Source organism: Microbacterium sp. TNHR37B (genome assembly GCF_001620065.1).
Taxonomy (GTDB): domain Bacteria; phylum Actinomycetota; class Actinomycetes; order Actinomycetales; family Microbacteriaceae; genus Microbacterium.
Genome location: NZ_LQGV01000001.1, coordinates 400,875 through 426,497 on the forward strand (window position 1 = coordinate 400,875; position 25,623 = coordinate 426,497).

At 68.9% G+C, this 25,623-nt stretch carries 26 protein-coding genes, 4 tRNA genes and 1 pseudogene; 11 read left to right on the forward strand and 20 right to left on the reverse strand.

Annotation, left to right across the window (positions count from 1 at the left end):
• Positions 1 to 24: 24 nt before the first annotated feature.
• Genes ruvB through pdxS form a run of 6 tightly spaced genes read right to left on the reverse strand, consistent with a single transcriptional unit; the run spans position 25 to position 4,645 of the window.
• Positions 25 to 1,056, reverse strand: coding sequence for a Holliday junction branch migration DNA helicase RuvB (gene ruvB / locus AVP41_RS01955; RefSeq protein ID WP_067160018.1), 1,032 nt, complete (start codon positions 1,054 to 1,056; stop codon positions 25 to 27).
• Positions 1,049 to 1,678: a Holliday junction branch migration protein RuvA gene (ruvA, locus tag AVP41_RS01960; RefSeq protein ID WP_067160021.1), complete on the reverse strand. Its 630-nt coding sequence runs from the start codon at positions 1,676 to 1,678 to the stop codon at positions 1,049 to 1,051. Before ruvA ends, ruvB begins: the two co-directional genes overlap by 8 nt.
• 48 nt (positions 1,679 to 1,726) lie before the next feature.
• On the reverse strand, positions 1,727 to 2,290 hold the full coding sequence (gene ruvC, locus AVP41_RS01965; protein ID WP_067160023.1) for a crossover junction endodeoxyribonuclease RuvC: 564 nt from the start codon (positions 2,288 to 2,290) through the stop codon (positions 1,727 to 1,729).
• A gap of 49 nt (positions 2,291 to 2,339) precedes the next feature.
• Entirely contained in the window at positions 2,340 to 3,098 is a 759-nt protein-coding gene (locus tag AVP41_RS01970; protein ID WP_067160026.1) for a YebC/PmpR family DNA-binding transcriptional regulator, read from the reverse strand.
• 10 nt (positions 3,099 to 3,108) lie between these two features.
• Entirely contained in the window at positions 3,109 to 3,735 is a 627-nt protein-coding gene (pdxT, locus tag AVP41_RS01975; RefSeq protein WP_067160029.1) for a pyridoxal 5'-phosphate synthase glutaminase subunit PdxT, read from the reverse strand.
• Positions 3,725 to 4,645: a pyridoxal 5'-phosphate synthase lyase subunit PdxS gene (pdxS, locus tag AVP41_RS01980; RefSeq protein WP_067160032.1), complete on the reverse strand. Its 921-nt coding sequence runs from the start codon at positions 4,643 to 4,645 to the stop codon at positions 3,725 to 3,727. The genes pdxT and pdxS overlap by 11 nt, the downstream gene beginning before the upstream one ends.
• Before the next feature lie 40 nt (positions 4,646 to 4,685).
• Between pdxS and AVP41_RS01985 the strand changes: the two genes are divergently transcribed.
• Positions 4,686 to 6,038 carry an aminotransferase class I/II-fold pyridoxal phosphate-dependent enzyme gene (locus AVP41_RS01985; protein WP_082828974.1) on the forward strand — a complete coding sequence of 451 codons (1,353 nt, stop codon included), beginning with the start codon at positions 4,686 to 4,688 and terminating at the stop codon, positions 6,036 to 6,038.
• A gap of 7 nt (positions 6,039 to 6,045) precedes the next feature.
• Positions 6,046 to 6,897 (forward strand): pyridoxal kinase PdxY, encoded by an 852-nt coding sequence (gene pdxY / locus AVP41_RS01990; protein WP_067160035.1) that lies wholly within the window; start codon positions 6,046 to 6,048, stop codon positions 6,895 to 6,897.
• Between the two features lie 67 nt (positions 6,898 to 6,964).
• Here the strand turns inward: pdxY and AVP41_RS01995 are convergent, their stop codons facing one another.
• From AVP41_RS01995 to AVP41_RS02010, 4 genes are all read right to left on the reverse strand, one after another.
• Positions 6,965 to 7,414, reverse strand: coding sequence for a hypothetical protein (locus AVP41_RS01995; RefSeq protein ID WP_067160038.1), 450 nt, complete (start codon positions 7,412 to 7,414; stop codon positions 6,965 to 6,967).
• Entirely contained in the window at positions 7,411 to 7,971 is a 561-nt protein-coding gene (locus AVP41_RS02000) for an HIT family protein (RefSeq protein WP_067160041.1), read from the reverse strand. Before AVP41_RS02000 ends, AVP41_RS01995 begins: the two co-directional genes overlap by 4 nt.
• Complete coding sequence (thrS, locus tag AVP41_RS02005; RefSeq protein WP_082828975.1) at positions 7,968 to 10,028, reverse strand: threonine--tRNA ligase; 2,061 nt, start codon at positions 10,026 to 10,028, stop codon at positions 7,968 to 7,970. Before thrS ends, AVP41_RS02000 begins: the two co-directional genes overlap by 4 nt.
• A 139-nt stretch (positions 10,029 to 10,167) precedes the next feature.
• The gene (locus AVP41_RS02010) at positions 10,168 to 10,593 is read right to left on the reverse strand and encodes a hypothetical protein (protein ID WP_067160049.1); all 426 of its coding nucleotides are present in this window, start codon (positions 10,591 to 10,593) and stop codon (positions 10,168 to 10,170) included.
• A gap of 138 nt (positions 10,594 to 10,731) precedes the next feature.
• On the opposite strand from AVP41_RS02010, the gene AVP41_RS02015 reads away from it, so the two are divergent.
• Positions 10,732 to 11,895, forward strand: a complete 1,164-nt coding sequence (locus tag AVP41_RS02015) for an SLC13 family permease (protein WP_067160052.1) — start codon at positions 10,732 to 10,734, stop codon at positions 11,893 to 11,895.
• 12 nt (positions 11,896 to 11,907) lie between these two features.
• Here the strand turns inward: AVP41_RS02015 and AVP41_RS02020 are convergent, their stop codons facing one another.
• Positions 11,908 to 12,414, reverse strand: a complete 507-nt coding sequence (locus tag AVP41_RS02020) for a glycine cleavage system protein R (protein WP_067160054.1) — start codon at positions 12,412 to 12,414, stop codon at positions 11,908 to 11,910.
• A gap of 10 nt (positions 12,415 to 12,424) precedes the next feature.
• Positions 12,425 to 13,405 carry a bile acid:sodium symporter gene (locus tag AVP41_RS02025; RefSeq protein ID WP_197464238.1) on the reverse strand — a complete coding sequence of 327 codons (981 nt, stop codon included), beginning with the start codon at positions 13,403 to 13,405 and terminating at the stop codon, positions 12,425 to 12,427.
• Between the two features lie 105 nt (positions 13,406 to 13,510).
• Here AVP41_RS02025 and AVP41_RS17080 point away from each other — a divergent pair, with 105 nt between their 5' ends.
• Positions 13,511 to 13,726, forward strand: coding sequence for a hypothetical protein (locus tag AVP41_RS17080; RefSeq protein WP_442922783.1), 216 nt, complete (start codon positions 13,511 to 13,513; stop codon positions 13,724 to 13,726).
• Positions 13,681 to 13,944 (forward strand): annotated as a pseudogene (locus tag AVP41_RS17085) (SDR family oxidoreductase); the annotation flags it as partial. The gene AVP41_RS17080 and the pseudogene AVP41_RS17085, both read left to right, overlap by 46 nt.
• Positions 13,945 to 13,994: 50 nt before the next feature.
• Here AVP41_RS17085 and AVP41_RS02035 read toward each other — a convergent pair.
• From AVP41_RS02035 to AVP41_RS02045, 3 genes are all read right to left on the reverse strand, one after another.
• Positions 13,995 to 14,066: transfer RNA gene (locus tag AVP41_RS02035), tRNA-Val, on the reverse strand.
• Positions 14,067 to 14,095: 29 nt separating this feature from the next.
• Positions 14,096 to 14,166: transfer RNA gene (locus AVP41_RS02040), tRNA-Cys, on the reverse strand.
• A gap of 55 nt (positions 14,167 to 14,221) precedes the next feature.
• Positions 14,222 to 14,294, reverse strand: a tRNA-Gly gene (locus AVP41_RS02045).
• Between the two features lie 147 nt (positions 14,295 to 14,441).
• On the opposite strand from AVP41_RS02045, the gene AVP41_RS02050 reads away from it, so the two are divergent.
• Positions 14,442 to 14,514 (forward strand) — tRNA-Val (locus AVP41_RS02050).
• On the opposite strand, the gene AVP41_RS16265 is transcribed toward AVP41_RS02050, so the two are convergent.
• Positions 14,491 to 14,850: an antibiotic biosynthesis monooxygenase family protein gene (locus AVP41_RS16265; RefSeq protein WP_082828976.1), complete on the reverse strand. Its 360-nt coding sequence runs from the start codon at positions 14,848 to 14,850 to the stop codon at positions 14,491 to 14,493. The genes AVP41_RS02050 and AVP41_RS16265 overlap by 24 nt on opposite strands.
• A 197-nt stretch (positions 14,851 to 15,047) precedes the next feature.
• Here AVP41_RS16265 and sigJ point away from each other — a divergent pair, with 197 nt between their 5' ends.
• Positions 15,048 to 15,965, forward strand: coding sequence for an RNA polymerase sigma factor SigJ (sigJ, locus tag AVP41_RS02055; protein WP_067160063.1), 918 nt, complete (start codon positions 15,048 to 15,050; stop codon positions 15,963 to 15,965).
• Between the two features lie 6 nt (positions 15,966 to 15,971).
• On the opposite strand, the gene AVP41_RS02060 is transcribed toward sigJ, so the two are convergent.
• The 4 genes from AVP41_RS02060 to AVP41_RS02075 all read right to left on the reverse strand — a co-directional run bounded on the left by AVP41_RS02060 (position 15,972) and on the right by AVP41_RS02075 (position 20,344).
• Complete coding sequence (locus AVP41_RS02060; protein ID WP_067160066.1) at positions 15,972 to 16,529, reverse strand: type II toxin-antitoxin system PemK/MazF family toxin; 558 nt, start codon at positions 16,527 to 16,529, stop codon at positions 15,972 to 15,974.
• Positions 16,530 to 16,641: 112 nt separating this feature from the next.
• The gene (locus AVP41_RS02065; protein ID WP_067160069.1) at positions 16,642 to 17,880 is read right to left on the reverse strand and encodes an ammonium transporter; all 1,239 of its coding nucleotides are present in this window, start codon (positions 17,878 to 17,880) and stop codon (positions 16,642 to 16,644) included.
• A 195-nt stretch (positions 17,881 to 18,075) separates the two neighbouring features.
• Entirely contained in the window at positions 18,076 to 19,101 is a 1,026-nt protein-coding gene (zapE, locus tag AVP41_RS02070) for a cell division protein ZapE (RefSeq protein WP_067160072.1), read from the reverse strand.
• A 25-nt stretch (positions 19,102 to 19,126) separates the two neighbouring features.
• Entirely contained in the window at positions 19,127 to 20,344 is a 1,218-nt protein-coding gene (locus AVP41_RS02075) for an alpha/beta hydrolase family protein (protein WP_067160076.1), read from the reverse strand.
• A 25-nt stretch (positions 20,345 to 20,369) separates the two neighbouring features.
• On the opposite strand from AVP41_RS02075, the gene AVP41_RS02080 reads away from it, so the two are divergent.
• The 4 genes from AVP41_RS02080 (at position 20,370) to AVP41_RS02095 (ending at position 25,578) form a co-directional block, all read left to right on the forward strand.
• Positions 20,370 to 20,957, forward strand: a complete 588-nt coding sequence (locus AVP41_RS02080) for a DUF3000 domain-containing protein (RefSeq protein WP_067160079.1) — start codon at positions 20,370 to 20,372, stop codon at positions 20,955 to 20,957.
• Complete coding sequence (locus AVP41_RS02085) at positions 20,950 to 22,146, forward strand: HRDC domain-containing protein (protein ID WP_067160082.1); 1,197 nt, start codon at positions 20,950 to 20,952, stop codon at positions 22,144 to 22,146. The genes AVP41_RS02080 and AVP41_RS02085 overlap by 8 nt, the downstream gene beginning before the upstream one ends.
• Positions 22,147 to 22,218: 72 nt before the next feature.
• Complete coding sequence (locus AVP41_RS02090; protein WP_067160085.1) at positions 22,219 to 23,421, forward strand: thiolase family protein; 1,203 nt, start codon at positions 22,219 to 22,221, stop codon at positions 23,419 to 23,421.
• A 12-nt stretch (positions 23,422 to 23,433) separates the two neighbouring features.
• Positions 23,434 to 25,578, forward strand: a complete 2,145-nt coding sequence (locus AVP41_RS02095) for a 3-hydroxyacyl-CoA dehydrogenase NAD-binding domain-containing protein (RefSeq protein ID WP_067160089.1) — start codon at positions 23,434 to 23,436, stop codon at positions 25,576 to 25,578.
• The last annotated feature ends 45 nt before the right edge of the window (positions 25,579 to 25,623 follow it).

Sequence of the window (25,623 nt, forward strand, 5' to 3'; positions counted from 1 at the left end):
ATCGGCGGCCTGAGCCTTCAGTGATTATAGGTCATCGAATCTCAGCGACTCGTCGGACCGCGGAATTCGCAGATGCGCATACGCTTCGGGCGTCGCGACGCGGCCGCGGGGGGTCCGTCCGAGGAAGCCGATGCGGACGAGGTAGGGCTCGACGACCGACTCGATCGTCTCTGCTTCCTCCCCGACGGTCACCGCAAGCGTGTTGAGGCCCACGGGCCCGCCGCGGAAGCGACGGATGACCGCATCCAGCACGGCGCGGTCGAGGCGATCCAGGCCGATCGCGTCGACGTCGTAGAGGTCGAGCGCCGCAGAGACATCGCTCTCGGTCGCGCTGCCGTCCTCTGCACCATGCACGATGACGAAGTCGCGCACGCGGCGCAGCAAGCGGTTGGCGATGCGGGGGGTGCCGCGCGATCGTCGTGCGATCTCCTCCCGCGCCGGGCCCGGCACATCGACGGCGAGCATTCCCGCCGATCGCGCGATCACCCGCTCCAGCTCCTCCGGCTCGTAGTACTCCAGGTGTGCGGTGAAACCGAAGCGGTCCCGCAGCGGATTCGGGAGGAGCCCAGACCGTGTGGTGGCGCCCACCAGTGTGAAGGGGGCGAGATCGAGCGGGATACTCGTCGCGCCGGCTCCCTTTCCGACCATGATGTCGATGCGGAAATCCTCCATCGCGAGGTAGAGCATTTCCTCGGCCGACCGCGCCATGCGGTGGATCTCGTCGATGAACAGCACTTCGCCGGGGACCAGGCTCGACAGCAGCGCCGCGAGATCTCCGGCGTGCTGAATGGCGGGACCGCTGGACATCCGCAACGGTCGCTCGCTCTCGTGGGCGACGATCATCGCGAGCGTCGTCTTGCCGAGGCCGGGCGGGCCCGACAGCAGAATGTGGTCCGGTGGTCGCTGCTGGATGCGCGCCGCGTCGAGCAGCAGCTGGAGCTGGCCGCGAACCTTCTGCTGCCCGACGAACTCCTGCAGCGACATCGGGCGGAGGGCGCCCTCGACGGCGAGCTCCGTCTCGTCCTCGGCCAGGCCCGGATCGCGCGGCTCAGCCACGACCCGCCTCCTGTCGGGCGGGACCCAGGTGGGCCAGGGCGAGCTTGAGGAGTCCTGGCACCGATCCGCGCGCGTTCGCGTCTGCATCGGCGGCGACCGCGGTGACGGCTTCGGTGGACACGCGTTCGTTCCAGCCGAGCGCAACGAGGGCGGCCACCACCTGTGCCGTGATCTCCGGGCCGCGAGCGCCACCTGAACGGCCGCTCGCCGGAGCGGCGGCCGTCACCGTGAGCTTGCCCGCCAACTGCACGACGATGAGCTTCGCTGTCTTGGGCCCGATCCCCGACACGCGCCGGAACGGGGCGTCGTCCTCGGCTGCTACGGCGTCGGCGATCTGGGCGACAGTCAGGGCGGAGAGCACTCCGAGCGCCGACTTGGGTCCCACCCCCGAGACGCCGAGGAGCTGGGCGAACACGGTGAGCTCCTCGCGATCGGAGAACCCGTACAGCGACAACGCGTCTTCGCGCACGATGAGCGACGTGTGCAGGGTGATCTCGTCGCCGACGTGGAACTCGCGCGCGAACTGCGGGGTCACGGCCACCGCGAAGCCGACGCCGCCGACGTCCACGACGACGCTCTCGGACTCCACGAGAAGCGCGCGCCCGCGCAGCGAAGAGATCATGCTCCGAGCCTAGGCGAGCGTTCGCATCTATGTTCGATCGACACGCGGTCAGCGGCGGGCGAGCCGTTCCGCGTCCGCCCATGCCTGCTGTGCCGGAGTGAGGCTGGATGTCGCCGGACCCGCGCCGCCACCACGGCGCCACGCGTGGCACAGGGCGATCGCGAGAGCATCGGCGGCGTCGGCAGGTTGTGGAAGCGTCTCGAGGCGGAGAACGCGCGCGACCATCGTCTGCACCTGTCGCTTGTCGGCCGATCCGTAGCCGGTGATCGCCGCCTTCACCTCCGACGGCGTGTGGGTGGCGGCGGGAAGCCCGCGCTCCCCCGCGATCAGGAGTGCGACGCCGCTGGCCTGAGCGGTGCCCATGACCGTCTGCCGGTTCTGCTGCGCGAACACGCGCTCCACGGCCACGACGTCCGGGCCGTGCGCATCCAGCACCTCACGCAGGCCGGCCGCGATCGTCGCGAGGCGCTCGTGGATGGGTGCTTCGGGATCGCTGCGGACCACCCCGACGTGCACGAGCGAGGCCGAGCGATCCCGGCGCACGTCGACGACCCCGACACCGCAGCGGGTGAGGCCGGGGTCGATCCCGAGGACACGGAGGGGTGCAGCCATGGCGCTCACGCTAGGGCTCGCCGCAGCGGGAGGCCCCCAGGCGCGCCCGTCAGTCGTCCGACTCGAGTTCGGCCTGCACGTCGGCGCTCAGGTCGAAGTTGCTGAAGACGTTCTGGACGTCGTCGCTGTCCTCGAGGGCGTCGATGAGCCGGAAGATCTTGCGAGCCGTGTCGGCGTCGATCTCGACCTTGAGGTTCGGAACGAACTCGACGTCCGCCGACTCGTACTCGATCCCCGCGTCGGCGAGGGCGGAGCGGACGGCCACGAGGTCGGAGGCCTCGGTGATGACCTCGAACCCCTGTGCGTGCGGCTCGACCTCCTCGGCCCCCGCTTCCAACGCTGCCATCATGACGTCGTCCTCAGTGGTGCCCTCGTCGGAGACCACGATGACGCCCTTGCGGGTGAAGTTGTACGCGACCGATCCGGGATCGGCGAGCGTTCCCCCGTTGCGGCTGAGGGCGGTGCGCACCTCCGCGGCCGCGCGGTTCTTGTTGTCGGTCAGACACTCGATCATGAGCGCGACGCCGTTGGGGCCGTAGCCCTCGTACATGATCGAGGAGTACTCCACCGACTCGCCGCCGATGCCGGCGCCGCGCTTGATGGCGCGATCGATGTTGTCCTTGGGGACCGAGGTCTTCTTCGCCTTGAGGACCGCGTCGAAGAGCGTGGGGTTTCCCTGGAGGTCCGGGCCGCCGAGCTTGGCGGCGACTTCGATGTTCTTGATGAGCTTGGCCCACGACTTGGCACGGCGCGCGTCGATGACGGCCTTCTTGTGCTTGGTCGTTGCCCATTTGGAGTGTCCGGACATATCGACGAGTTTACTGGTGCGCGTGGACGGCGTCGTGCGCGGCGGCGCGTTCCTGGATCAGATCGAGGAGCAGTCGATGAAAGCGCAGGTCTCCGGTGACCTCCGGGTGGAACGACGTACCGAGGACGGACCCCTTTTGCACCGCGACGATGCGGCCGTCAGCCAGCGTCGCGAGGACCTGGACGTCACCGGCGACATCGACCACGATCGGGGCGCGGATGAACACTGCCCGCACGGGCGGCGGCTCCCACCCGGATACCGAGAGCTCCGTCTCGAAGGAGTCGAGCTGACTGCCGAACGCATTCCGCTGCACCGTGACGTCCAGGCCGCCGAAACTCCGCTGGCCCGCGGCGGCGTCCAGGATCCGGTCGGCGAGGAGGATCAGCCCCGCGCAGGTGCCGTAGACGGGAAGTCCGGCCGCGATGGCCTGCCGGATCGGCTCGTGCAGACCGAACGAGCGCGCCAGCTTGTCGATCACCGTCGATTCGCCACCGGGAAGCACGAGACCAGCGACGGACGCCAGCTCATCGGGCCGCCGCACCGGGACGGCGACGGCTTCGAGGCGCTCCAGCGCGCGGAGGTGTTCGCGGACGTCGCCCTGCAGGGCGAGTACGCCGACGCGCGGGTTACCAGCCACGCTCGGCGAGCCGGTGCGGGGCGGGAAGGTCCGAGACGTTGATTCCGACCATCGCCTCCCCGAGGCCGCGCGACACCTCGGCGATCACCCGCGGGTCGTCGGCGAACGTCGTCGCCTTCACGATCGCCGCAGCGCGCTGGGCCGGATTGCCGCTCTTGAAGATGCCCGAGCCCACGAATACGCCATCGGCGCCCATCTGCATCATCATGGCCGCGTCGGCCGGGGTGGCCACTCCCCCGGCGACGAAGAGGACGACTGGCAGCGCCCCCGTCTCGGCCACCTCGGCGACGAGGTCATAGGGGGCCTGCAGCTCCTTCGCCGCGACGTACAGCTCGTCACGGGAGAGCGCGCGCAGCGACGCGATCTCGGAGCGGATCGTGCGGATGTGCTTCATGGCCTCCGAGACGTCGCCCGTCCCGGCTTCCCCCTTCGACCGGATCATCGCCGCGCCCTCGGTGATGCGACGGAGGGCTTCGCCGAGGTTTGTCGCGCCGCAGACGAAGGGCACCGTGAACCCCCACTTGTCGATGTGGTGCACGTAGTCGGCCGGCGAGAGGACCTCGGATTCGTCGATGTAATCGACGCCCAGTTCTTGCAGCACCTGCGCCTCCACGAAATGCCCGATGCGCGCCTTCGCCATGACCGGGATCGACACGGCGTCGATGATGCCGTCGATCATGTCGGGATCGCTCATCCGTGACACGCCGCCCTGGGCTCGGATGTCCGCCGGAACGCGTTCGAGTGCCATCACCGCGACGGCACCCGCGTCTTCCGCGATGCGCGCCTGCTCCGGCGTGACGACGTCCATGATGACGCCACCCTTGAGCATCTCGGCGAGACCGCGCTTGACGCGCGTGGACCCGGTGCGGGCGGAGGAAGACTCAGTGCCGGCGGCGTGTTCGTTTGACATAGGCCAAAACCTAGCATGGTCTGTCACATAGACTCATCAGGTGACCGATGCCCCGCCGACCCGCGCTGTGCGCATTCTCGGTGCGACGGCGACGGAGATCGCCGACTGTGTGCGTGAGCAGGTGGAGCGCGGCGCGCTCTCGCCTGGCGACGTGCTGCCGCCGGTCCGTGCCCTCGCGGAGGATCTCGGCGTCAATCGCAACACGATCGTCGCCGCGTACCGCCTCCTGACGCAGGCCGGGATCGTCGAAGCGCGCGGCCGCGCCGGAACGCGCGTCGCCGTACACACCCCCGTCGCCCAGGAGGGCTTCGCCCAGGGCACGGTGCTGCGCGACCTCGCCGCGGGGAACCCCGATCCGCGGCGCCTCCCGGATCTGCGTGAGGCCCTGGGCCGGATCGCCGCTCGCCCCGTGCTGTACGGGGAGCCGGTGATCGACAGGGAGCTGGAGGCGTGGGCCCAGACGTGGATGCGCGACGCCGTCGGTGATGACCGGCCGCTGCGGCTCACGATCACCGGGGGCGCCTCGGACGCGATCGAACGCCTGCTCGCGCAGACGCTCACGCGCGACGACGCCGTCGCGCTGGAGGACCCGTGCTTCCTCGCCAGCCTGAACACCGTGCGCCTGGGGGGTTACCGGCCCGTCGCGGTTCCCGTCGACGAAGAGGGAATGACGGTCGAGGGACTGCGCTCTGCGCTGCAGGCCGGTGTCCGTGCGGTGCTGCTGACACCGCGCGCCCAGAACCCCACCGGAGCGAGCCTGAGCGCCGCGCGGGCGGCGGCGCTGCGGGAGCTGTTGAGCGAACACCCGTACGTCCTCGTCATCGAGGACGACCACTTCTCGCTGCTGTCCTCGCGGCCCCTTCACTCGGTGGTCGGTCCCGACCACCGGCGCTGGGCGCTGGTGCGTTCGGTCTCGAAGTTCCTCGGCCCGGACATGTGTCTCGCGATCGTCGCCTCCGACCCCGAGACCGCCGAGAGGCTCGCCCAGCGGCTGAATCCGGGGGCCACCTGGGTGAGTCACCTGCTGCAACGCCTCGCGCTCGAGCTCCTGACCGACAGCGACGCGGTCCGGGCGGTCGCCGACGCGTCCACCCACTATGCCGAGCGCAACCGGGCCGCCGCCCAGGCGCTGTCGGGGCGAGGCATCGCCGTCGGTGCGGGGGACGGCTTGAGCCTGTGGGTGCCGCTTCCCGTGCCCGCGCGCGCGGTGTCCGAGCAGCTCATGCGCCGTGGCTGGCTCGCCCGCCCCGGCGACGAGTTCGTCTTGGAGCACGATCTCGCCGCGCGGCACCTCCGCCTCACCGTCCACGACCTGACCGACGCCGAGCTCGAGCGTCTGGTCGCCGACCTGGCCGCCGCCATCGCCGCGGCCGCGACCCCGAAAGCAGGATGATCCCGCGATGAAGATCCTCTCGATCCAGTCCGCCGTCGCCTACGGACACGTCGGAAACTCCGCCGCCGTCTTCCCGCTGCAGCGCATCGGCGTGGAGGTGCTCCCCGTCTACACCGTGAACTTCTCGAATCACACCGGATACGGTGCGTGGCGCGGGCCGTTGATCTCACCCGACGACGTGCGCGAGGTGATCACCGGCATCGAGGAGCGCGGTGTGCTCGGCGATATCGATGTCGTGCTCAGCGGATACCAGGGTGGTGAGGGAATCGCCGACGTCATCCTGGACGCCGTCGCCCGCGTGAAGGCCGCCAACCCGTCGGCCGTCTACGCGTGCGATCCCGTCATGGGCAATGCCAAGAGCGGCTGCTTCGTCGCGCCCGCCATCCCGGTGCTCCTGCGTGATCGGGTGGTTCCGGCGGCGGACATCATCACCCCCAACCAGTTCGAGCTCGGGTTCCTCACCGACACCGACCCGCACGATCTGGCCTCGACGCTGGCGTCGGCAGACGCGGCACGGGCGATGGGTCCGCGAACGGTCCTCGTCACCTCGGTGGAGCGTCCGGACGCGCCCGAGGGGACGATCGAGATGCTGGCCGTGACCGACGAGGGGGCCTGGATCGTGCAGACTCCGCGGATCCCCATGAAGGCCAATGGCTCCGGCGACGTCACCGCCGCGCTGTTCACGGCGCATCTGCGGGCAACGGGCGATCCTGCTGACGCCCTCGGCCGAACGGTCTCCAGCGTCTACGACCTGCTCCAGACCACCTTCGACTCGGGCGAGCGTGAGCTTCAGCTCGTCGAAGCTCAGGAGTTCTACGCTCACCCCCGTCTGCAGTTCGAGGTGCAGCGGGTGCGCTGATGTCCGCCGGCGGTTGCCGTACACGCGTGCTCCGCCGTCGGGCCTCAGGGCGGAGGAGGTCCCGCGTTCAGACCGGTGCGTAAGGCCAGCGGGCGGTGAGCTCGGGCGAGATCGCCTCCATTCCGGCGCGGAGGCGTGCCACGTCGAGATCGGTGGGCTCATCGATCTGCTCGAACGCCCCGAGGAGATGCCCCGTCATGATCCACTCCGTGACAGACAGGTGCATCGCTTGCAGGCGTGAGACCGACCGCTCGCCCTCCGTGTGATCGAGGAACCAGACGTCGCCACGCGGCCCGAGCCACCATTCGTCGCCTTGCCCGTTGTCTCCGATGAGGAACCAGTCGGCGGCGACCTCCAGATCGACCCAGTAGATCGGATCTTGCCGCTCGCGCGTCTCCGCGACGGCCCGTCGCGCGTCGAACGCGGTGACATCGCCGCTCAGCTCCCTGACGCTGGCCGGCAGGTCGCGCAGCCGGTGGTCGACGGCATCGAGGCCGGTCGCCCGATCTGCCCTCATCGTGCCGGCCAAGCGGCGGCGAGGGACTCCCGCACCTCCCCCAGGAGCTGAGGGAGGGCCTTGGTCCGGGCGATGATCGGGAAGAAGTTCGCATCCGACGCCCAACGCGGCACGATGTGCTGATGCAGGTGCTCGTCCACGCCGGCACCGGCGACGGCGCCCTGATTCATCCCGATGTTGAACCCGTCGCAGCGAGAGACCTCGCTCAGGACCCGCATGCCGGTCTGGGTGAGAGCACCGATCTCCGCGACCTCCTCCGATGACGCCTGGTCGTAGGTGGCGATGTGGCGGTAGGGGCAGACGAGCAGGTGCCCCGAGTTGTACGGGAAGAGATTGAGCAGGACGTAGGCGCTCTTCCCGCGATGCACGATGAGGCCGTCGGCGTCCGACTTCTGCGGCGCCGCGCAGAACGGGCATCCGGAGCCGCGCAGGGCGTCGGCGCCGGTGTTGATGTACGCCATCCGATGCGGCGTCCAGAGTCGCTGGAAGCCGTCGGGGACGCCGGCGAACGCGCTCGCCTCTTCGAGGCGGCCGTCGCCGGCGTCCGCCTCGCTCACGCCAGGTCCTCCGCGGAGTTGACCAGAAGCTTGTCGGCGATGGCCGTCGTGATCTTGGCGATCGCCTCCTCGACCGGGATGCCGTTGGTCTGCGAGCCGTCGCGGAAGCGGAACGACACGGTGCCGGCGCTGCGGTCCTGCTCCCCCGCGATCAGTTGCAGCGGCACCTTCTGAGTCGTGTGCGTGCGGATCTTCTTCTGCATGCGGTCGGCCGAGTGGTCCACCTCGGCACGAACGCCGGCGGAACGCAGCCGCGCGACGATGTCGTCGAGGTAGGGGGCGAAGTCCTCCGCGACCGGGATGCCCACCACCTGGACCGGCGCGAGCCACACCGGGAAGGCGCCGGCGTAGTGCTCCAGGAGGATCGCGAAGAACCGCTCGATCGAGCCGAACAACGCCCGGTGGATCATGATGGGGCGGTGCTTCTCGCCGTCAGGCCCCGTGTACTCCAAGCCGAAGCGCTCCGGCAGGTTCGGGTCCACCTGCACCGTTGACAGCTGCCAGGTGCGCCCGATCGCGTCCTTCGTCTTCAGATCGATCTTCGGACCGTAGAAGGCGGCTTCTCCCGGCACTTCGGTGAGCTTCAGGCCACTGGCCAGGGCCACGTTGCGCAGGGCCTGCGTGGAGGAGGCCCAGAACTCGTCCGACCCGATCCACTTCTCCTTTTCGTCGTCGCGCATCGACAGCTCGAGCTCGAACTCATCCAGCCCGAAGTCCCGCAGCATCGAGATGACGAACTCCAGCACGCGGGTCGCCTCGCTCTCGAGCTGATCGGGTGTCACGAACAGGTGCGAATCGTCCTGGGTGAAGCCGCGCACGCGAGTGAGCCCGTGCAGCGCGCCGGAGAGTTCGTTGCGGTACACCGTCCCGTTCTCGGCGAGCCGGAGGGGCAGGTCGCGGTAGCTGCGCGCACGCTCCTTGTAGATGAGGATGTGCATCGGGCAGTTCATGGGCTTGAGGTAGTAATCCTGGCCCTGCTTGGTGACCGTACCGTCGGCGGCCCGTTCCTCGTCCATCCGGATCGGGGGGAACATGCCCTCCTTGTAGGTGACGAGGTGGTTGGAGGTGAGGAAGAGGTCTTCCTTCGAGATGTGCGGCGTGTAGACGTATGAGTAGCCGCCCTCGATGTGACGGCGCCGCGCGTGCTGCTCCATCTCACCGCGCACGATGCCCCCCTTGGGGTGCCACACGCTCAGGCCCGAACCGATCTCGTCGGGGAACGAAAAGAGGTCGAGTTCCTTGCCGAGCTTGCGGTGATCGCGCTTGGCCGCCTCTTCGAGGCGCTGCTGGTAGGCGCGAAGTTCGTCCTTCGTGGCCCACGCGGTGCCGTAGATCCGCTGCAGCTGCGGGTTCTTCTCGCTGCCCCGCCAGTACGCGCCCGCGATCCGGGTGAGGTCCCAGCCGTTTCCCACGATGCGGGTGGAGGGGACGTGCGGCCCTCGGCAGAGGTCCTTCCAGACGGTCTCGCCGTCACGCGCGACGTTGTCATAGATGGTGAGCTCGCCTGTGCCGACCTCGACGGATGCTCCCTCGGCCGCTTCCTTCGTGCCGCCCTTGAGACCGATGAGCTCGAGCTTGAAGGGCTCGCCGGCCAGCTCTTGGCGAGCCTCGTCGTCGGACACCACGCGGCGGACGAAGCGCTGCCCCTCACGGACGATGCGCTCCATCTCCTTCTTGATCGCCTTCAGGTCTTCCGGCGTGAAGGGCTCGTCCACACCGAAGTCGTAGTAGAAGCCGTCGACGATCGGCGGGCCGATGCCGAGGTTGGCCTGGGGGCGGACGCGTTGAACGGCCTGAGCCAGCACGTGGGCCGTGGAGTGGCGGAGGATGGACAGGCCGTCGGCGCTGTCGATCGTGACCGGCTCGACGTCGTCGGTGGAGCGGACGACCGTGGCGAGGTCTTTCAGCTCGCCGTTCACGCGCAGGGCGACGATGGAACGGTCGGGGTACAGCGCGAATCCGTCGGTCGGATACGACACTTCGGCCGGGGTGATGGCGTCAGTCAAGGGAACTCTCCCGTCAAGGCTCGAATCAAGGCTACTCAGCTTCGAGCGCATCGCGCTCCGCCCGCTCAGGCGTGAAGCGTTCGCGTGCCGATGACGGTGCCCGCCCTTGTCGACCTGATCCGGAGCGGTTCCATGCCGCTCAGTCTACCGAGGGGCCGCGGGGGCGCGGACGCGCCCCCGCGGTGCACGGTCACTGCGAGCAGAGCGTCCCGAGCTTGGTGCTGGAGTCCTGGATCGCGGTGGCGGCAGGCTCGAACTGGTCGAGCTTTCCGCTCAGGCCCTCCATGTCGCCGTCCTCGAGCCCGTCGAACAGCGTCGCGAACTTGTCGACGCTCGCGGAGAGATCGTTGACCGCCGTCTTGACCTCTTCGTTGGTGATCTTTCCGGACGCCTCGTCGAGCTTGCCCTTGAGGGTGTCGAACAGCCCCGAGACCTTGGAGAACTCGCCGGCCGAGGCGTCCGCGGAGACCGAGGCGACGTCGGTCTGGACCTCGGAGACGGTGGACTCTGCGATCTTGCACGCGTCGGCGACGGACTGCTGGCCGGAGCAGCCGGTCAGCGCGGCGACGGCGAGCCCGCCGACGAGAAGGAGCGACAGAGAGGAGGTGGTGCGCATGCGTATCCATTTCTTCGAGCTCGGGGCCTGTCGCCCGAGCGATGCGGTGATGACCCTCGGGGGCCGGTGCGAGTCTAGACGGATGGGGCGACCGGCGTGGCGCGTTCTGCCGTCGGCTGCGGCGGTGCCGCATGCCAGATGATGGATCCCGTGAAGCTCGTCCTCGTCGGATCCTTCCTGATCCTCGCCTCCGCTGCCGCAGTGATGGCCGGCGTGCTTCCCCTCGACGAGGTGGCGGTCATCGCAGAACGGGTCTGGCCGATCCTCGTCTTCGTCGTCGCGGTCACCGTGGTCGCCGAGCTGGCGTCGATCGCGGGTGTCTTCGACGTCGCGGCCGGCGCTCTTGCGCGCCTCTCGCGGGGGCGGACCATCGCGTTGTGGCTTCTCGTCGTAACGTTGGCGACCGCCTCGACGGCCTTCCTGTCGCTGGACACCACCGCGGTGTTGCTGACACCTGTCGTCGTCGCGGTCGCGCGGGCGAACGGGCTCTCCCCACTGCCCTTCGCCTTCGCCACCGTCTGGCTCGCCAACACCGCCTCGCTCGTTCTGCCGGTCTCCAACCTCACGAATCTCCTCGCCGTACATCGCCTGGGCGGCGCGGATGCCGGCGCCTTCATCGGATTGCTGGGGCCGTCCGCCGCCATCGCGGTGGGTGTGACGGTGGCGCTGCTCCTCGTGGTCCACCGGCGTGACCTGCGGGGGCGGTTCCTTCCCGCGGCTCCCCCGCTGATCTCGGATCGTCTGCAACTGCGCATCGCCTCGCTCGTGGTCGTGGTCCTCGCGCCGCTCCTCGTCGTCGGAGTGGAGCCGTGGATCCCGGCCACCGCGGGAGCCATCGTCCTGCTGGCTCTGTTCGCGTGGCGGTCTCCCCGCGTCCTGCGGTTCTCGCTCGTGCCGTGGTCCCTGCTCGTCTTCGCCATCGGGCTCTTCGTCGCCGTCGGGGCGCTCGAACAGGTCGGGCTTCGCACGATCGCCGCCGCGATGACCGGTACCGGGGAGAGCCCTCTCGCGTTGTGGCAGATGTCGGGTGTGGGGATGCTCACCGCCAACGCCGTCAACAACCTCCCCGCCTACGTCGCGCTGGAAGGGGCAGCGGACACCCCGCGACGGCTTGCCGCGCTGCTCATCGGCGTCAACGCCGGTCCGCTCATCACGCCCTGGGCGTCGCTGGCGACGCTGCTGTGGCACCAGCGCCTGACCGCCGTGGGAGTCCACGTCCCGTGGCGCACCTACGTCCTCTGGGGCTTGGTCGCCGCACCGCTCACGGTCGCCGCCGCGGTCGTCCCCTTGACGGTGCGGTGAGCCGAGGACGCGTCAGCCCAGGTTGAGGTCCACCTGGATCTCGTCGGCCAGGCGCTCCAGCGCCGCCACGATGGGAGCGGCATCCGCGTCGGCAGGCACCCGCACCGAGACGACCGCCTCGAAGAGGAGACCGCCCGCCATCGGCGCGTCGATCGTCCGGCTGGTGAAGGCGTCGATGCTCACGGCGTGCTCGTTGATCGCGTTCGTGACGTCGCGCACGATGCCGGGCCGATCGTTGCCCAGCACCGTGAAGGTCAGGAGGCGCCCGGGAGTGGCCGGAAGCGTCGTGCCGCTGTGGGCGGTCACTCGCAGGAGCCCATCGAGACGGGCGAGCGCAGAGGTCAGCTCCTCCCGACGCTCGTCGGGAACGGAGACCAGCACGATGCCGGCGAATGCACCCGCGAGTTCCGTGAGTTCGCTGCGCTCCCAGTTGCCCTCGTGGGCGGCGATCGTGTCGGCGAGGGCACGGACGAGACCGGTGCGGTCGTCGCCGACGACGGAGAGGACGAGGTGAGCCATACCGCCGAGCCTAGCCCGCGACCCCGGGCGCGACCGAGGTCCCCTCGATGCCCTGCGCCGGAAGCAGGGAGGGGACGAGCCGCACCCACACGACCATCCCGACGAGTTCCACCAGCGTCTGGGTCACCACGACGCTGCCGGCGACGGCAAGCCCCTCGGGGAGCGCGAGCGCCAGCGGCAGCACGACGAGCGAGTTGCGTGTGACGCCGGAGAAGACCACGGCGCGGGCGGGGACTGCCTGCTGCCGGAAGACGCGCGCCGTGAGAACGCCGAGCGCCGTCATCACCCCGAGGAACACCACGAAGAGAGGAATCACGCGGACAAGGGCCGCGGCGTCGGAGCCGAGACGGGGGACCTGAGCGGCGACGACGATGACGAGCGTCAGCGTCATGATCGGCACCATCGCCGTGTCCGCAGAGCGGACGAGGGTGCGCGCGGGCCGCCATCGCGCGGCAGCCCACTGCGCGGCGGCAGCGAGGCCCAGGGGAACGGCGATGAACAACATGAACGCCTCGGCGAACGGTCCCGCATCGATGCCGACCATCGTGTCGGCGCCGGCGAAGAGGACGAGCCAGAGCGGCAAGAGCAGGAACTGGAGGATCATCAGGAGCGGTGTCGCGGCGAGGAGCCGATCTGCCGCTCCCCCGGCCATTCGGGTGAAGACGATCACGTAGTCGACGCAGGGCGTGAGGAGCACGAGCAGCACGCCGACGAGGAGCGCGGCGTCGTCGGCGACGAACCTGCTGAGGATGAACACCACGCCGGGCGCGACGGCGAAGTTCAGGACCAGTACGGCGGCGAGGAACCGCACGTCCCGACCGGCTTCGGCCAGGCGTGCAAGCGGAACGCTCAGGAAGGTGGCGATGAGCAGCATCATGAGGGCGGGGGTCACCAGTGCCGGGAACGGAAATGCCGACGCCGGCACGAGGAGACCGACAGCGGCACCGGCCATCATCGCGCCGAGGTACAGCGCGAGCTGGTGACGCTGCATCCTCATCCTCACTCGCCCAGCCTACGGACCGTCGCCGCCCGTGCCGCGAGCGGACCACCTGTCAACCCCCGTCTCCGCTCGAACGATCGTCCCTAGCCTCGCTCCATGACCACGACGAACCAGACCCTTCCGGCAGAGACCGCTGCATCCGCTCCGCGTGCCATCGTCACCGCGTCCGATTCCGGCATCGGCGCCGCGACCGCCATCGCGTTGGCCGAGTCCGGGATGGATGTCGGGATCACCTGGCACACCGACGAAGAGGGCGCCCGTCGCAGATCACCGTCAACGCGGTGGCCCCGGGCGAGATCGCCACGCCCATGAATGACATGGAGTCTGACGACGCCGACGTGACACATCGTCCCGGCATTCCCCTCGGGCGACCGGGCCGGCCGGAGGAGATCGCCGCGGTCGTCGCCTTCCTCGCCTCCCCGGCCGCCTCCTATGTGACCGGTGCCAGTTGGGCCGTGGACGGTGGCATGCTCCAGATGGGGCCGCAGGCAGGATCCCATCTCCGGGACGACTCCTGGCGAGAGGGCTGAGGATCTGAACGCAGAAGGACCCCTGAGAGATCAGGGGTCCTTCTCGTGTGTGCGCGATACTGGGATCGAACCAGTGACCTCTTCCGTGTCAGGGAAGCGCGCTACCGCTGCGCCAATCGCGCCCGTGTGGGCTATTCAGTTTGTGCCGGAGAGGTGGCGACGGGATTCGAACCCGTGTAAACGGCTTTGCAGGCCGGTGCCTAGCCGCTCGGCCACGCCACCGTGTGTGGTTCGACCCACGTGTCGGGATCTCTCCGAAGACAGATCCTCGCACTCGAGCGGATGACGAGACTCGAACTCGCGACCCTCACCTTGGCAAGGTGATGCGCTACCAACTGCGCTACATCCGCGTGCTCCCGAGTTGCCCCGGGCGCTTGATCGACTTTAGTCGACGAACCGCCAAGTGCAAAACCGGACGGCCTCCGCGCGTGTCCCGGTTCGGATTCGGTGCATGCCCGTCGATCCGGTAGCATCGGTTGTCGGCCCCTTGGGGCGACGGGCGATTGGCGCAGTTGGTAGCGCGCTTCCTTCACACGGAAGAGGTCATCAGTTCGAGTCTGGTATCGCCCACTCCTCTCTTCCTGCCTCTTCCCGACCACTTCCCGCCTCGGCGAAGGTGGCGATGGTCATGAACACTCCCGGTCGAGCGCTGGACAGTTCCGCCGTGCGCCGCGCGTAGGCGGCGGCGCCCGGGGCCGATTGCGCCGCCGAGAGATGCTCCGCACTGTCCCAGCGCGCGACGTTGATGATCCGCGTGCCGTCGGTGCTCAGGAGCAGCTCGAGCGAGACGAAGCCGGCGCACCTCGAGAACACGGTCGCCGCGCCCTCCCGGAGATGTGCGATCACCTGGTCCCGGGTGTCCGGGTCGATGTCGAGGACGTTGACGAAGGTCACCGGTCCAGTCATGTGGATCCTCCAGATCTGCGATGAGACGAGCACGTCGGTGGGCGGCTCTCCAGGTAGACGACACGACCCGCCGATGTGTGAGGTTCGGCGGCGAATCCGACCTCACGGTCTGGGTGGCTGCGTCGTCTCGTTGTCGAGAAGATGGGGCGAGGCGCGACGTGTGGCACCGGTGCCTGCCCCGACGGAAGGAGGGCGCAGTGGACGAGGACACCCACGCCCCGGATGCGGACGCGGCCGCGGCGAGCGAGCGCTCGGCACTGCGCGGGCTGGCGTATCGGATACTCGGGTCGGTCGCCGATGCCGAGGATGCCGTACAAGAGACCTACGTCCGGTGGTACCGGATGACGCCGTCGCAACGGCGGGAGATCCGCTCCCCTCGCGCCTGGCTGATGACGACGGCAGGGCGCATCGGCGTGGACATGCTGACCTCGGCGCGCGCCCGGCGGGAGCGCTATAGCGGGCCCTGGCTTCCAGAACCCGTGCCCGGCGGCTCCACGTGGACGAGCGGCGGGGCAGCCGCGGTCGACCCGGCCGATCGGATCAGCACGGACGAGTCCGTCTCGATGGCCGTGCTGGTCGTGTTGGAGGCGATGACACCTGCCGAGCGTGTCGCCTTCGTGCTGCACGACGTCTTCGGCTACACGTTCCCGGAGGTCGCCGAGGTGGTCGGGAGGTCGCCGGAAGCGTGCCGCCAGCTGGCCGCGAGCGCCCGTCGACGGGTCCAGGGTTCCCGCCGGCGCCCTGTCGAGCCCGACGAGCATGCCGCAGCGGTGCGAGCGTTCCGGCTCGCGTGGGAGACGGGAGACACCGAGAACCTCATCGGTCTTCTCGACCCGAACGCGACCGCCGTCATCGATGGCGGGGGCGTCGTCTCTGCCGCTTCCGAACCGGTGGTCGGTGCCGAGGCGGTCGCCGCGCTCCTGATCGGGGTCCTGGCCCGACAGCCCGGTGTCACGGTCGCCGAAGATGTCGTGAACGGCCGCCTCGGCCTCCTGGCTCGCTCGGACGGCGAGATCAGGGCCGTCATCAGCGTCGACCAGGTGGATGGCCGGTTCGTGGGCCTGTGGGTCGTGCGAAACCCCGACAAGATCCGGGCATGGCGGACCGAGCCCTGACAAGGCTCAGCGCTCGATAGGCCAGCCCCAGCGACGATGCAGCGCGTCGGCCACGATCCGGTAGCGCGCCTCGTCGAGAATCGCCGCCTCTCGGCGCAGCCCGTCCCGATGGACGCTGTACACCTGGTCCAGGTCCAGCCATGACGCCCGGCCGGCGCTGTCCCAGTCGCCGGTTCCGATCGGGAGGAAGTCGCGGTCGCCGTCGTGGGCCTTGCTCGTGAGCTTGACCGCGAAGACACGCGACGCGTCCTGGCGCGCGATCACGAGTACCGGGCGGTCCTTTCCGCGACCGTCGTTCTCGGCATAGGGAACCCACGTCCACACGATCTCGCCGGCGTCGGGATCACCGTCGAGCTCCGGGGCGTAGCCGATCTGCAGGCCGTCTGCGGGCGGTGGTGCGACCTCGACGGTGGCCGTGCCCGCGTCCTGCGGCGGCGTGGCCGTGCGTCGCGATGGGAAGGTGTCCGGAGCCGGGTCCGACGGCCGGAGCCGAGCCTTCGCCGTCCGCACGATTCCTGCGAGGAGATCTCGAACGGTGCGCGGGCGCGGCGAGGACGGCGTCATGGCCGACAGGCTAACAATCCTCGACGTGGCGGGCCGTGAGACACGAACGCCGAGGGGCGCCGGACCGGTGTCCGACGCCCCTCGACGTGCTGTGTCCTGCTGATCGCGGGGATCAGTCGACGAGGGCGTAGCCCTCTTCGCCGTGAACGACCGTGTCGATGCCGGCGATCTCGTCCTCGTTCTTGACGCGGAAACCGAGCGTCTTCTCGATTGCGAAGCCGAGGACGTAGGCCACGATGAAGGAGTACACCGCGACCACGATGGAGGCGATCACCTGGAGGAGCAGCTGCCCTCCGTTGCCGCCGGTGAACAGGCCCGTGTTGATGGCGAAGAAGCCGAGGTACCAGCAGCCGATGAATCCACCGACCATGTGGATTCCCACCACGTCGAGCGAGTCGTCGTAGCCGAGCTTCCACTTCAGCTCGATCGCGAGGGCGCAGACCGCTCCGGCGATGAGGCCGAGCACGAGCGCCCAGATCGGGTCGAGGTTCGCACAGGCCGGCGTGATCGCGACGAGACCGGCGACGGCGCCCGAGGCGGCTCCGACCGACGTGGCCTTGCCGTCCTTGAGCTTCTCGACGATGATCCAGCCGAGGATCGCTGCGGCGGTTGCACCGAGCGTGTTGATGACGATGAGGCCCGCACCCGTGTTCTCCTCGCCGAGGAGGTTGAAGGTTCCTTCGGCGCCGGCGTTGAAGCCGAACCAGCCGAACCACAGGATGGCGGCGCCCAGCATGACCAGAGGCACGTTGTGCGGCTTCTGGATGCCCTTCTGGAAACCGACGCGCTTGCCGAGCACGAGGGCCAGCGCCAGGGCTGCGGCGCCGGCATTGATGTGCACGGCCGTGCCGCCCGCGTAGTCGATCGTGCTGTAGTCGAAGCCGAAGGCCTGACCCAGGTTGAAGATCCAGCCGCCGGCGCCCCACACCCATGCCGCCACCGGGAAGTAGACGAGGGTCGCCCACAGGCCCGCGAACAGCAGCCAGGAGCCGAACTTGGCCCGATCGGCGATCGCACCCGAGATCAGGGCGACGGTGATGATCGCGAAGGTCGCTCCGAAGGTCGCGCCGACCAGCTCGGAGCTCGTGTATCCGGCCAGGGCGAAGTGCTCACCGAACGGGTTGCCGGAGAACTCGAAGCCCCAGCTCTCGCGCTCGCTGATGCCGGCCATGTTGAATCCGTACAGGATCCACAGGACCGCGACGAGCCCCATCGCGCCGAAGCTCAGCATCATCATGCTGACGACGCTCTTGGCCTTGACGAGTCCGCCGTAGAAGAACGCCACACCGGGCGTCATGAACAGTACCAAGGCGGTAGCCGCGATCGACCAAGCGAAATTGCCTGAATCCATGAGAATCCTCATTCGTGTCGTGTTACTCAGATCCCGTAGCGACCGCGGGCAATCGGGTGTGCGGCTTTCCGGGCGCGACCAGTTTCGCGAGGCGGGGTTACCGCTGGCACACGTGTCGTGTTTCCAGTCGGTTACGGGGTCGGTGCCTACGTAAACTTCACGTTTCGTGCCGCCGGACGGAGGCCGGGAATCGGCTCAGGCGTGCGTGAGAGCGACCAGGCGCGAGATCGCGCGCAGGTACTTCTTGCGGTATCCGCCCGCCAGCATGTCCTCGGAGAAGACCTCGTCGAGCGGGGTACCGGTGGCGCGGATGGGCAGTTGTGCGTCGTACGCGCGATCCACGAACGCGACGAAGCGCAGCGCTGCCGACTGATCGGTCAGTTGTGACACATCGCGCAGCCCGACGAGCGAAAGGCCGTCGATGAGACGGATGTAGCGGGATGGGTGCACCGATGCGAGGTGACGGATCAGATCGGGGAACGCGTCATCCGATGCGACCCCCGGGGTGCTGGCGATCGCTTCCGCGTAGCTCTCCTCGTCGCACGTGGCAGCGTGCCCGTCGACGGCGCGCTGGCGGTAGTCGGTGCCGTCGATGCGGATCGTCTGGAAGCTCGCCGCCATCGCATGGATCTCTCGAAGGAAGTCCTGCGCGGCGAATCGCCCTTCCCCGAGCGCGTTGGGAGGAGTGTTGGAGGTCGCGGCCAGTTTCGTGCCGCCCGGGACCAGCTCGCCCAGCAGGCGCGTCATGACCATGGTGTCTCCCGGGTCGTCGAGCTCGAACTCGTCGATGCACAGGAGGTCTGCCCCGCGGAACAGCGCAACCGTCTGCTGGTAGCCGAGCGCCCCGACCAGGGCGGTGTACTCGATGAACGAGCCGAAGTACTTCCGGCGAGCGGGAACTGCATGGTAGATCGCCGCCAGCAGGTGCGTCTTGCCGACGCCGAACCCGCCGTCGAGGTAGACGCCGGGCTTGAGCTCTGCAGGCTTCTCCCGTCGGCGGAACAGCCCGCCCCCGCGGGGTGCTGCCGCTCCCGTGCCGCTGAAGGCCATGAGGAGATCCTTCGCGGCTTGCTGGGAAGGGTATTCCGAATCGGCGCGGTAGGTATCGAACGTGGCGTGGTCGAACTGTGGCGGCGGGACGAGGGCGGCGACCATCTCGCTTCCGGTGACCTGCGGAGAACGGTCGGTCAGGTGCACGATGCCGGCCGGGACGTTGCTCACCCGTCAAGCCTAGACGGGCGATGTGTTACAGGCGCGACGCAGCGGGGGGCTGCGGGATCAGATCGTGGCCCTCGAGCCATTCGGTGATGCTCCGACTCCAGCGGTCCTGGTCGTAGTTCCAGAGCTTGGTGTGACGGGCCACCGAGAACGTCTGCATCTCGACCAGGTCCGGCCGCGCCGCGGCGAGGTCATACGACGCGTCGGGCGGGACGAATCCGTCGTCGTCGCTGTGCAGGATGAGCACGGGGTGGCGCAGCTCCCCCGCACGGGCGACGACGTCCAGCCGTTCAAAGGGGATGCGTGCTTCCGTTCCGGTCAGAGGCGTCGCCCAGTCGGTCCCCAGCGCTCCGATTGCGAGGCCGGCCACGCCCGCCGGGAGGCCGAGCTGACGCGCCTGATAGGAGAGCACGCGTCGCCAGTCGATCACGGGTGACTCCAGGACGATCCCGGCGAGCAGATTCCGGTGCGCGGAGTTCAGGGCTACCTGAAGAGCGATGGCGCCGCCCATCGACCACCCCATGACGATGATCCGTCGCGCGCCCCGCCGCCGCGCGACGCCGAGGGCAGCGTCGACATCGCGCCACTCCGTGGCTCCGAGCGCGTAGGCACCCGAACGGCTCCGCGGGGCGGAACCGTCGTTGCGGTACGACACCAGCATCGAGGTGATGCCGAGCCCCTGGAAGAGCGGAACCGCCCGCAGGCACTCGGCGCGCGTCGTGCCGCGCCCGTGGACCTGGATCACCCACGTGTCGGACGGCTGTGCGCTCGGGAAGATCCAGGCGGGACACGGGCCGACGGCGGCGCCGACCAGCTCGGACTCGAACGGGAGATGCAGCTGCTCGGGGTGGTCGAAGTACCATCCGCTGAAGGCGGCGTCGGCCGCCAGGCGCGAGTCCGATCCGATATGGGTCAGAAGCTTGCGTGTGACGGTGGATTCGTCGTCGGAGAGGACCGATCCGACCTTCACATAGTCCGCCGTGCCTGCTGTGAACAGCCCGTAACGCCCCGGGAGAACAGTGTCGGCGGTCTTGCTCAGTGTGATGGTCTGCGCCGCGACATCGACATCGACGATGCGCGTGTCGGCGAGCCGGCCCGCGGGTGTCACCACGCGCCGCGCCATGCGCCCGGCGACGGCGGCGAGAAGGGCCAGGGAGGCACCGAGGGCCACCGTGAGCCCCACGATCAGGGCATGGAGCACGGCCGGAGACGGTGCTGCGCCAGCGGCGCGCCTGGAGGCGTTCATCGAGGCCTCACTTTAGTCTGTCGCTGTGGATGACACCCGTCCCCCGCGCGACCTCGGTTTCGCGCAGGCCGCCGAGGCGCTGCGAGCCCTCACGTTCCGTGATGACTTCGTGGTGCGGGAGATCGCGGCCCCGGCCTCGCTCGCACCTGACGCCGTGGCGTTCGCCGGGGACGTGCGGCCTTCTGCCGACGGGGTCGATTCCGAATACGGCACGGGACGATTCGTCCTCCTCCACAACGACGAGGAGCCCGACCAGTGGGGAGGCCCGTGGCGGATCGTGTCGTTCGCCCAGGCGCCGCTGGAGCCGGAGATCGGAACCGACCCGCTGCTTGCCGATGTGGCCTGGTCGTGGCTCGTCGACGCGCTCTCGGCACGCGGTGCGGCCTTCCACGCCGCCTCCGGGACAGCCACGAAGACGCTCTCGAAGGGATTCGGTACGCTCGCGGAGGAAGGTGACGGCGCGCAGATCGAACTGCGGGCGTCCTGGTCTCCCGCCGGAGACCTGACCGCTCATCTCTCCGCGTGGGCCGAACTGGTCTGCATGCTGGCGGGGTTGCCGCCCGGATCGGAAGGAATCGCCGTCTTCGGCGCGCACAGGAACACACGTGGCTGACTACATCGTTATCGCCGACCCGGAAGGAATGCTCGACGCTGCTGCGGCGCTCGCCGCCGGAGAAGGGCCGGCTGCTGTCGACGTCGAGCGGGCGTCCGGCTTCCGCTACTCTCAACGCGCCTACCTGATCCAGGTCTTCCGGCGTGGCGCGGGCGTCTTCCTCTTCGATCCGCCGGCGATCGGCGACATGTCTGCGCTCCAGGAGGCGATCGGTGACGTCGAGTGGGTTCTCCACGCGGCGAGCCAGGATCTGCCGTCGTTACGCGAAGAGGGCCTGGAGCCGCCCACGATCTTCGATACCGAACTGGCGGCCCGGCTTCTCGGCCACGACAAGGTGGGGCTGGGTGCGGTCGTGGAGGACACGCTCGGGATCACGCTGGCCAAGGCCCATTCGGCCGCTGACTGGTCCACGCGTCCCTTGCCCCAGGCCTGGCTCGAATACGCCGCCCTCGATGTGCTCCATCTGATCGACGTCCGTGACGCATTGGCCGTCGAGCTCGCCGAGCAGGACAAGTCCGACATCGCCGCGCAGGAGTTCCACTCCGTGTTGACGCGGCCCGCCAAGCCGCCGAGGGAAGAACCGTGGCGCCGCTTGAGCGGTCTGCACACCGTGCGCGGCCGGCGGTCGTTGGCGGTCGCTCGCTCGTTGTGGCAGGCGCGGGAGGACTACGCGCGCGACGAGGACGTCTCCCCCGGTCGTCTGGTGCCGGACCGCTCGCTGGTGGCCGCTGTCATCGCGGACCCCGCGACCAAGCAGGACCTCGCACGGCTCAAGGAGTTCACCGGCCGTGCCAGCCGGACGCAGCTGGACCGGTGGTGGTCGGCGATCGAGGCGGGACGCGCCGCCGAGAGCCTGCCGTTGGAACGGACGCCCGGCGAGGGGTTGCCGCCGCCCCGTGCGTGGGTCGACCGCAATCCGCCCGCCGACGTCCGCCTGAAAGCGGTCCGTCCGCGCATCGAGCAGCTGGCGCTGGATCTCCGGATGCCCACGGAGAATCTCCTTACACCGGAGACGCTTCGCCGCGTCGCGTGGGCGCCGCCGGAGCCCCTCAGTCCCGAAGCCGTTGCCGACGCTCTGGCCGGCCACGGCGCGCGCCCGTGGCAGATCGAGCGCACCGTCCCGGTGATCGTCGAGGCGTTTGTGGAATCCGTTCAGCCCTCGTCGCAGGCGCCGGAAACCGCTTCGTAGGTTCGATCCAACGGTTTTCGCGAGACCCGGTTCCACTTTAAGCTGGACTCGATCTCAATCTTTGGAGGCAGTGTGGCCGAGCTCACCGACGTCTACTTCATCGACGGCATCCGCACCCCGTTCGGGCGCGCCGGCGAGAAGGGCATGTACTGGAACACCCGCGCCGACGACCTGGCGGTGAAGGCGACCATCGGCCTGATGGAGCGCAACCCCGGCGTCCCGGCCGACCGCGTCGACGACGTCGCGATTGCGGCGACGAGTCAGACCGGCGACCAGGGACTCACGCTGGGTCGCTCCGTCGCGATCCTCGCCGGACTCCCCCAGACCGTGCCCGGGCTGGCGATCGAGCGGATGTGCGCCGGTGCGATGACGAGCGTCACGACGATGGGCGCATCGATCGGCGTGGGGATGTACGACGTCGCCCTCGCCGGCGGTGTGGAGCACATGGGGCATCACCCGATCGGTTCGAACGCCGATCCGAACCCGCGATTCGTGGCCGAGCGCATGGTCGACCCGGGCGCGCTGAACATGGGGGTCACCGCGGAGCGGATCTTCGATCGCTTCCCCCACCTGACCAAGGAGCGCTCCGACCGTTTCGGCATGCTCAGCCAGCACAAGGTGCAGGCCGCCTACGACGCCGGCAAGATCCAGCCCGACCTGGTGCCGGTCGCGGTGAAGGGCGCCGACGGCGCATGGGGCCTGGCGACAGAGGACGAGGGGCGGCGGCCCGACACGACGATGGAGGACCTCGCCGGGCTGAAGACGCCCTTCCGCCCCCACGGGCGAGTGACGGCCGGCACGTCCTCACCGCTGACCGACGGCGCGACGATGTCGCTGCTGGCCGGGCGTCACGCGGTGAAGGAGATGGGTCTGGCGCCGAAGATGCGCATGGTCTCGTTCGCCTTCGCCGGAGTGCAGCCGGAGATCATGGGTATCGGGCCGATTCCGTCGACCGAGAAGGCACTCGCGAAGGCCGGGCTCGCCATCTCCGACATCGGTCTGTTCGAGCTCAACGAGGCGTTCGCGATCCAGGTGATCTCCTTCCTCGACCACTTCGGCATCGCCGACGACGATCCCCGGGTCAACCCGTGGGGCGGGGCGATCGCCCTCGGTCACCCGCTCGCGGCGTCCGGCGTGCGGCTCATGATCCAGTTGGCGGCGCAGTTCGCCGAGAGGCCCGACGTCCGCTACGGAGTGACCGCGATGTGCGTGGGCCTCGGTCAGGGCGGCACGGTCATCTGGGAGAACCCCCACTTCGACGGCAAGAAGCGCTGAGGAGCATCGCACATGAACGGATACGAGACCATCGACTTCTCCGCCCTCGACGAGCTCTCCGCCGACGAGGTCGTCACCCACGCACCCGTCCGCGACGTCCGGCTGCCGTCGGGGCGCACACTCGCGCTGATCACGCTCGACAACGGTCGTGATCACACTCGCCCGAACACGCTCGGACCGAAGACCCTCATCGCGCTCGGCGGGACTCTCGACGAACTCGCACGCCGTGCTGCCGCCGGCGAGATCGACGCGGTCGCCATCACGGGCAAGCAGTACATCCTCGCCGCCGGCGCCGATCTGTCCGACATCACGCGCGTCGGATCGAAGGACAACGCGCGCCGGATCGCCCAGCTCGGCCACCATGTGCTCGGGAAGCTGAGTGAGCTCGGCGTTCCGTCCTTCGCCTTCGTCAACGGTCTCGCCCTCGGCGGCGGCCTCGAGATCGCCCTCAACTCGACCTACCGGACCGTGGACGCCTCGGCCGCCGCGGTGGCGCTGCCCGAAGTGTTCCTCGGCATCATCCCCGGGTGGGGTGGCGCCTATCTCCTCCCCAACCTCATCGGCATCGAGAACGCGCTCGAGGTGGTGATCAGCAATCCGCTCAAGCAGAACCGGATGCTCAAACCGCAGCAGGCGTTCGATTACGGGATCATGGACGCGATCTTCCCGCCCGCCAACTACCTCGAGGACTCCCTGCGGTGGGCGGACAGTGTGCTGGCGGGCGAGGTGAAGGTCGTCCGCAAGAACGAGCCGGGGAAGATCGAGCGGCTCACCAAATGGCCGATCGCGATCAAGATGGCGCGCGGCATGCTGCAGTCCAAGATCGGAACGGTGCCGCGCTCCCCCTATGTCGCGCTGGACCTCCTCGACAAGGCGAAGTCCGGCTCGAAGGCCGAGGGCTTCGCACGCGAGGACGAGGCGCTGGCAGACCTCGTCACGGGCGACCAGTTCGCCGCCTCCATGTACGCCTTCGATCTCGTGCAGAAGCGCGCCAAGCGGCCCGTCGGCGCCCCTGACAAGTCGCTCGCGAAGAAGGTGACGAAGGTGGGCGTGATCGGAGCCGGCCTGATGGCCAGCCAGTTCGCGCTCCTGTTCGTGCGCAAGCTGCAGGTTCCCGTGCTCATCACCGACCTGGACCAGGCCCGCGTCGACAAGGGTGTCGCCTACATCCACGAGGAGATCGGCGCGCTGGAGGCGAAGGGGCGTCTCGATGCCGACACCGCCAACAAGCTGCGCGGCCTGGTCACCGGCACGACCCACAAGAGCCTGTATGCGGACTGCGACTTCGTCATCGAGGCGGTCTTCGAGGAGGTGGCCGTCAAGCAGGCGGTCTTCGGCGAGATCGAGCAGATCGTTGCCGAGGACGCGATCCTCGCGACCAACACCTCCTCGCTGTCGGTGACGGAGATCGGATCCGCGCTCCGTCACCCCGAGCGGCTGGTGGGGTTCCACTTCTTCAACCCCGTGGCCGTCATGCCCCTCATCGAGGTGGTCCGGACGGAGGCGACCACCGATGCCGCGCTCTCGACGGCGTTCGTGGTGGCGCGCGGCCTCGGCAAGAACGCCGTGCTCACCGCCGACGCGCCGGGGTTCGTGGTCAACCGCCTTCTCGCGAAGGTGATGGGCGAGGCCGCGCGGGCAGTCTATGAAGGGACACCGGTGGCCGAGGTGGAGAAGGCCTTCGCCCCGCTCGGGCTTCCCATGGGCCCGTTCCAGCTCATCGACCTGGTCGGATGGAAGGTCGCCGCCCACGTGCAAGACACGATGGTGCGCGCGTTCCCCGATCGGTTCTACGCGAACGAGAACTTCCATGCCCTGGCGGAGCTGCCCGCCGTCGTGGAGAAGGACAAGGGCGGCCGCGTCACCGGATTCACGAAAGAAGCGGAGAAGGTGGTCGCTCCTGCCGTCGGGTCCACCCCCGCCGCCGCGGAGACGATCCTGCGGAGGGTGCAGGACGGGCTCGCCGGAGAGATCAAGCTGATGTTGGACGAAGGCGTCGTCCCGGAAGTGCAAGACATCGACCTGTGCCTGATCCTCGGAGCGGGATGGCCGTTCATCGACGGCGGCGCTTCGCCGTATTTGGATCGCGAAGGTGCGTCTGAGCGCGTCTTCGGGGATACCTTCCACCACCCGCCGATCCGCGGCATCGACCACTGATCCTCGACGTCGTACTCACGTGACGAGGCTCCGGGGCATCCGCCC

What these genes read in the sequence shown, in the direction of transcription:
- pdxS (WP_067160032.1), bottom strand. Translation starts at nt 4,645, where the DNA reads ATGTCAAACGAACACGCCGCCGGCACTGAGTCTTCCTCCGCCCGCACC.
- pdxY (WP_067160035.1), top strand. Translation starts at nt 6,046, where the DNA reads ATGAAGATCCTCTCGATCCAGTCCGCCGTCGCCTACGGACACGTCGGA.
- ruvC (WP_067160023.1), bottom strand. Translation starts at nt 2,290, where the DNA reads ATGGCTGCACCCCTCCGTGTCCTCGGGATCGACCCCGGCCTCACCCGC.
- AVP41_RS02095 (WP_067160089.1), top strand. Translation starts at nt 23,434, where the DNA reads ATGAACGGATACGAGACCATCGACTTCTCCGCCCTCGACGAGCTCTCC.
- AVP41_RS01970 (WP_067160026.1), bottom strand. Translation starts at nt 3,098, where the DNA reads ATGTCCGGACACTCCAAATGGGCAACGACCAAGCACAAGAAGGCCGTC.
- AVP41_RS02010 (WP_067160049.1), bottom strand. Translation starts at nt 10,593, where the DNA reads ATGCGCACCACCTCCTCTCTGTCGCTCCTTCTCGTCGGCGGGCTCGCC.
- AVP41_RS02020 (WP_067160054.1), bottom strand. Translation starts at nt 12,414, where the DNA reads ATGGCTCACCTCGTCCTCTCCGTCGTCGGCGACGACCGCACCGGTCTC.
- AVP41_RS02060 (WP_067160066.1), bottom strand. Translation starts at nt 16,529, where the DNA reads ATGACGCCGTCCTCGCCGCGCCCGCGCACCGTTCGAGATCTCCTCGCA.
- AVP41_RS16265 (WP_082828976.1), bottom strand. Translation starts at nt 14,850, where the DNA reads ATGACTGGACCGGTGACCTTCGTCAACGTCCTCGACATCGACCCGGAC.
- ruvA (WP_067160021.1), bottom strand. Translation starts at nt 1,678, where the DNA reads ATGATCTCTTCGCTGCGCGGGCGCGCGCTTCTCGTGGAGTCCGAGAGC.
- AVP41_RS17080 (WP_442922783.1), top strand. Translation starts at nt 13,511, where the DNA reads ATGACCACGACGAACCAGACCCTTCCGGCAGAGACCGCTGCATCCGCT.
- AVP41_RS02075 (WP_067160076.1), bottom strand. Translation starts at nt 20,344, where the DNA reads ATGAACGCCTCCAGGCGCGCCGCTGGCGCAGCACCGTCTCCGGCCGTG.
- AVP41_RS02025 (WP_197464238.1), bottom strand. Translation starts at nt 13,405, where the DNA reads ATGCAGCGTCACCAGCTCGCGCTGTACCTCGGCGCGATGATGGCCGGT.
- AVP41_RS02015 (WP_067160052.1), top strand. Translation starts at nt 10,732, where the DNA reads ATGATGGATCCCGTGAAGCTCGTCCTCGTCGGATCCTTCCTGATCCTC.
- thrS (WP_082828975.1), bottom strand. Translation starts at nt 10,028, where the DNA reads ATGCGCTCGAAGCTGAGTAGCCTTGATTCGAGCCTTGACGGGAGAGTT.
- AVP41_RS01995 (WP_067160038.1), bottom strand. Translation starts at nt 7,414, where the DNA reads ATGAGGGCAGATCGGGCGACCGGCCTCGATGCCGTCGACCACCGGCTG.
- AVP41_RS02065 (WP_067160069.1), bottom strand. Translation starts at nt 17,880, where the DNA reads ATGGATTCAGGCAATTTCGCTTGGTCGATCGCGGCTACCGCCTTGGTA.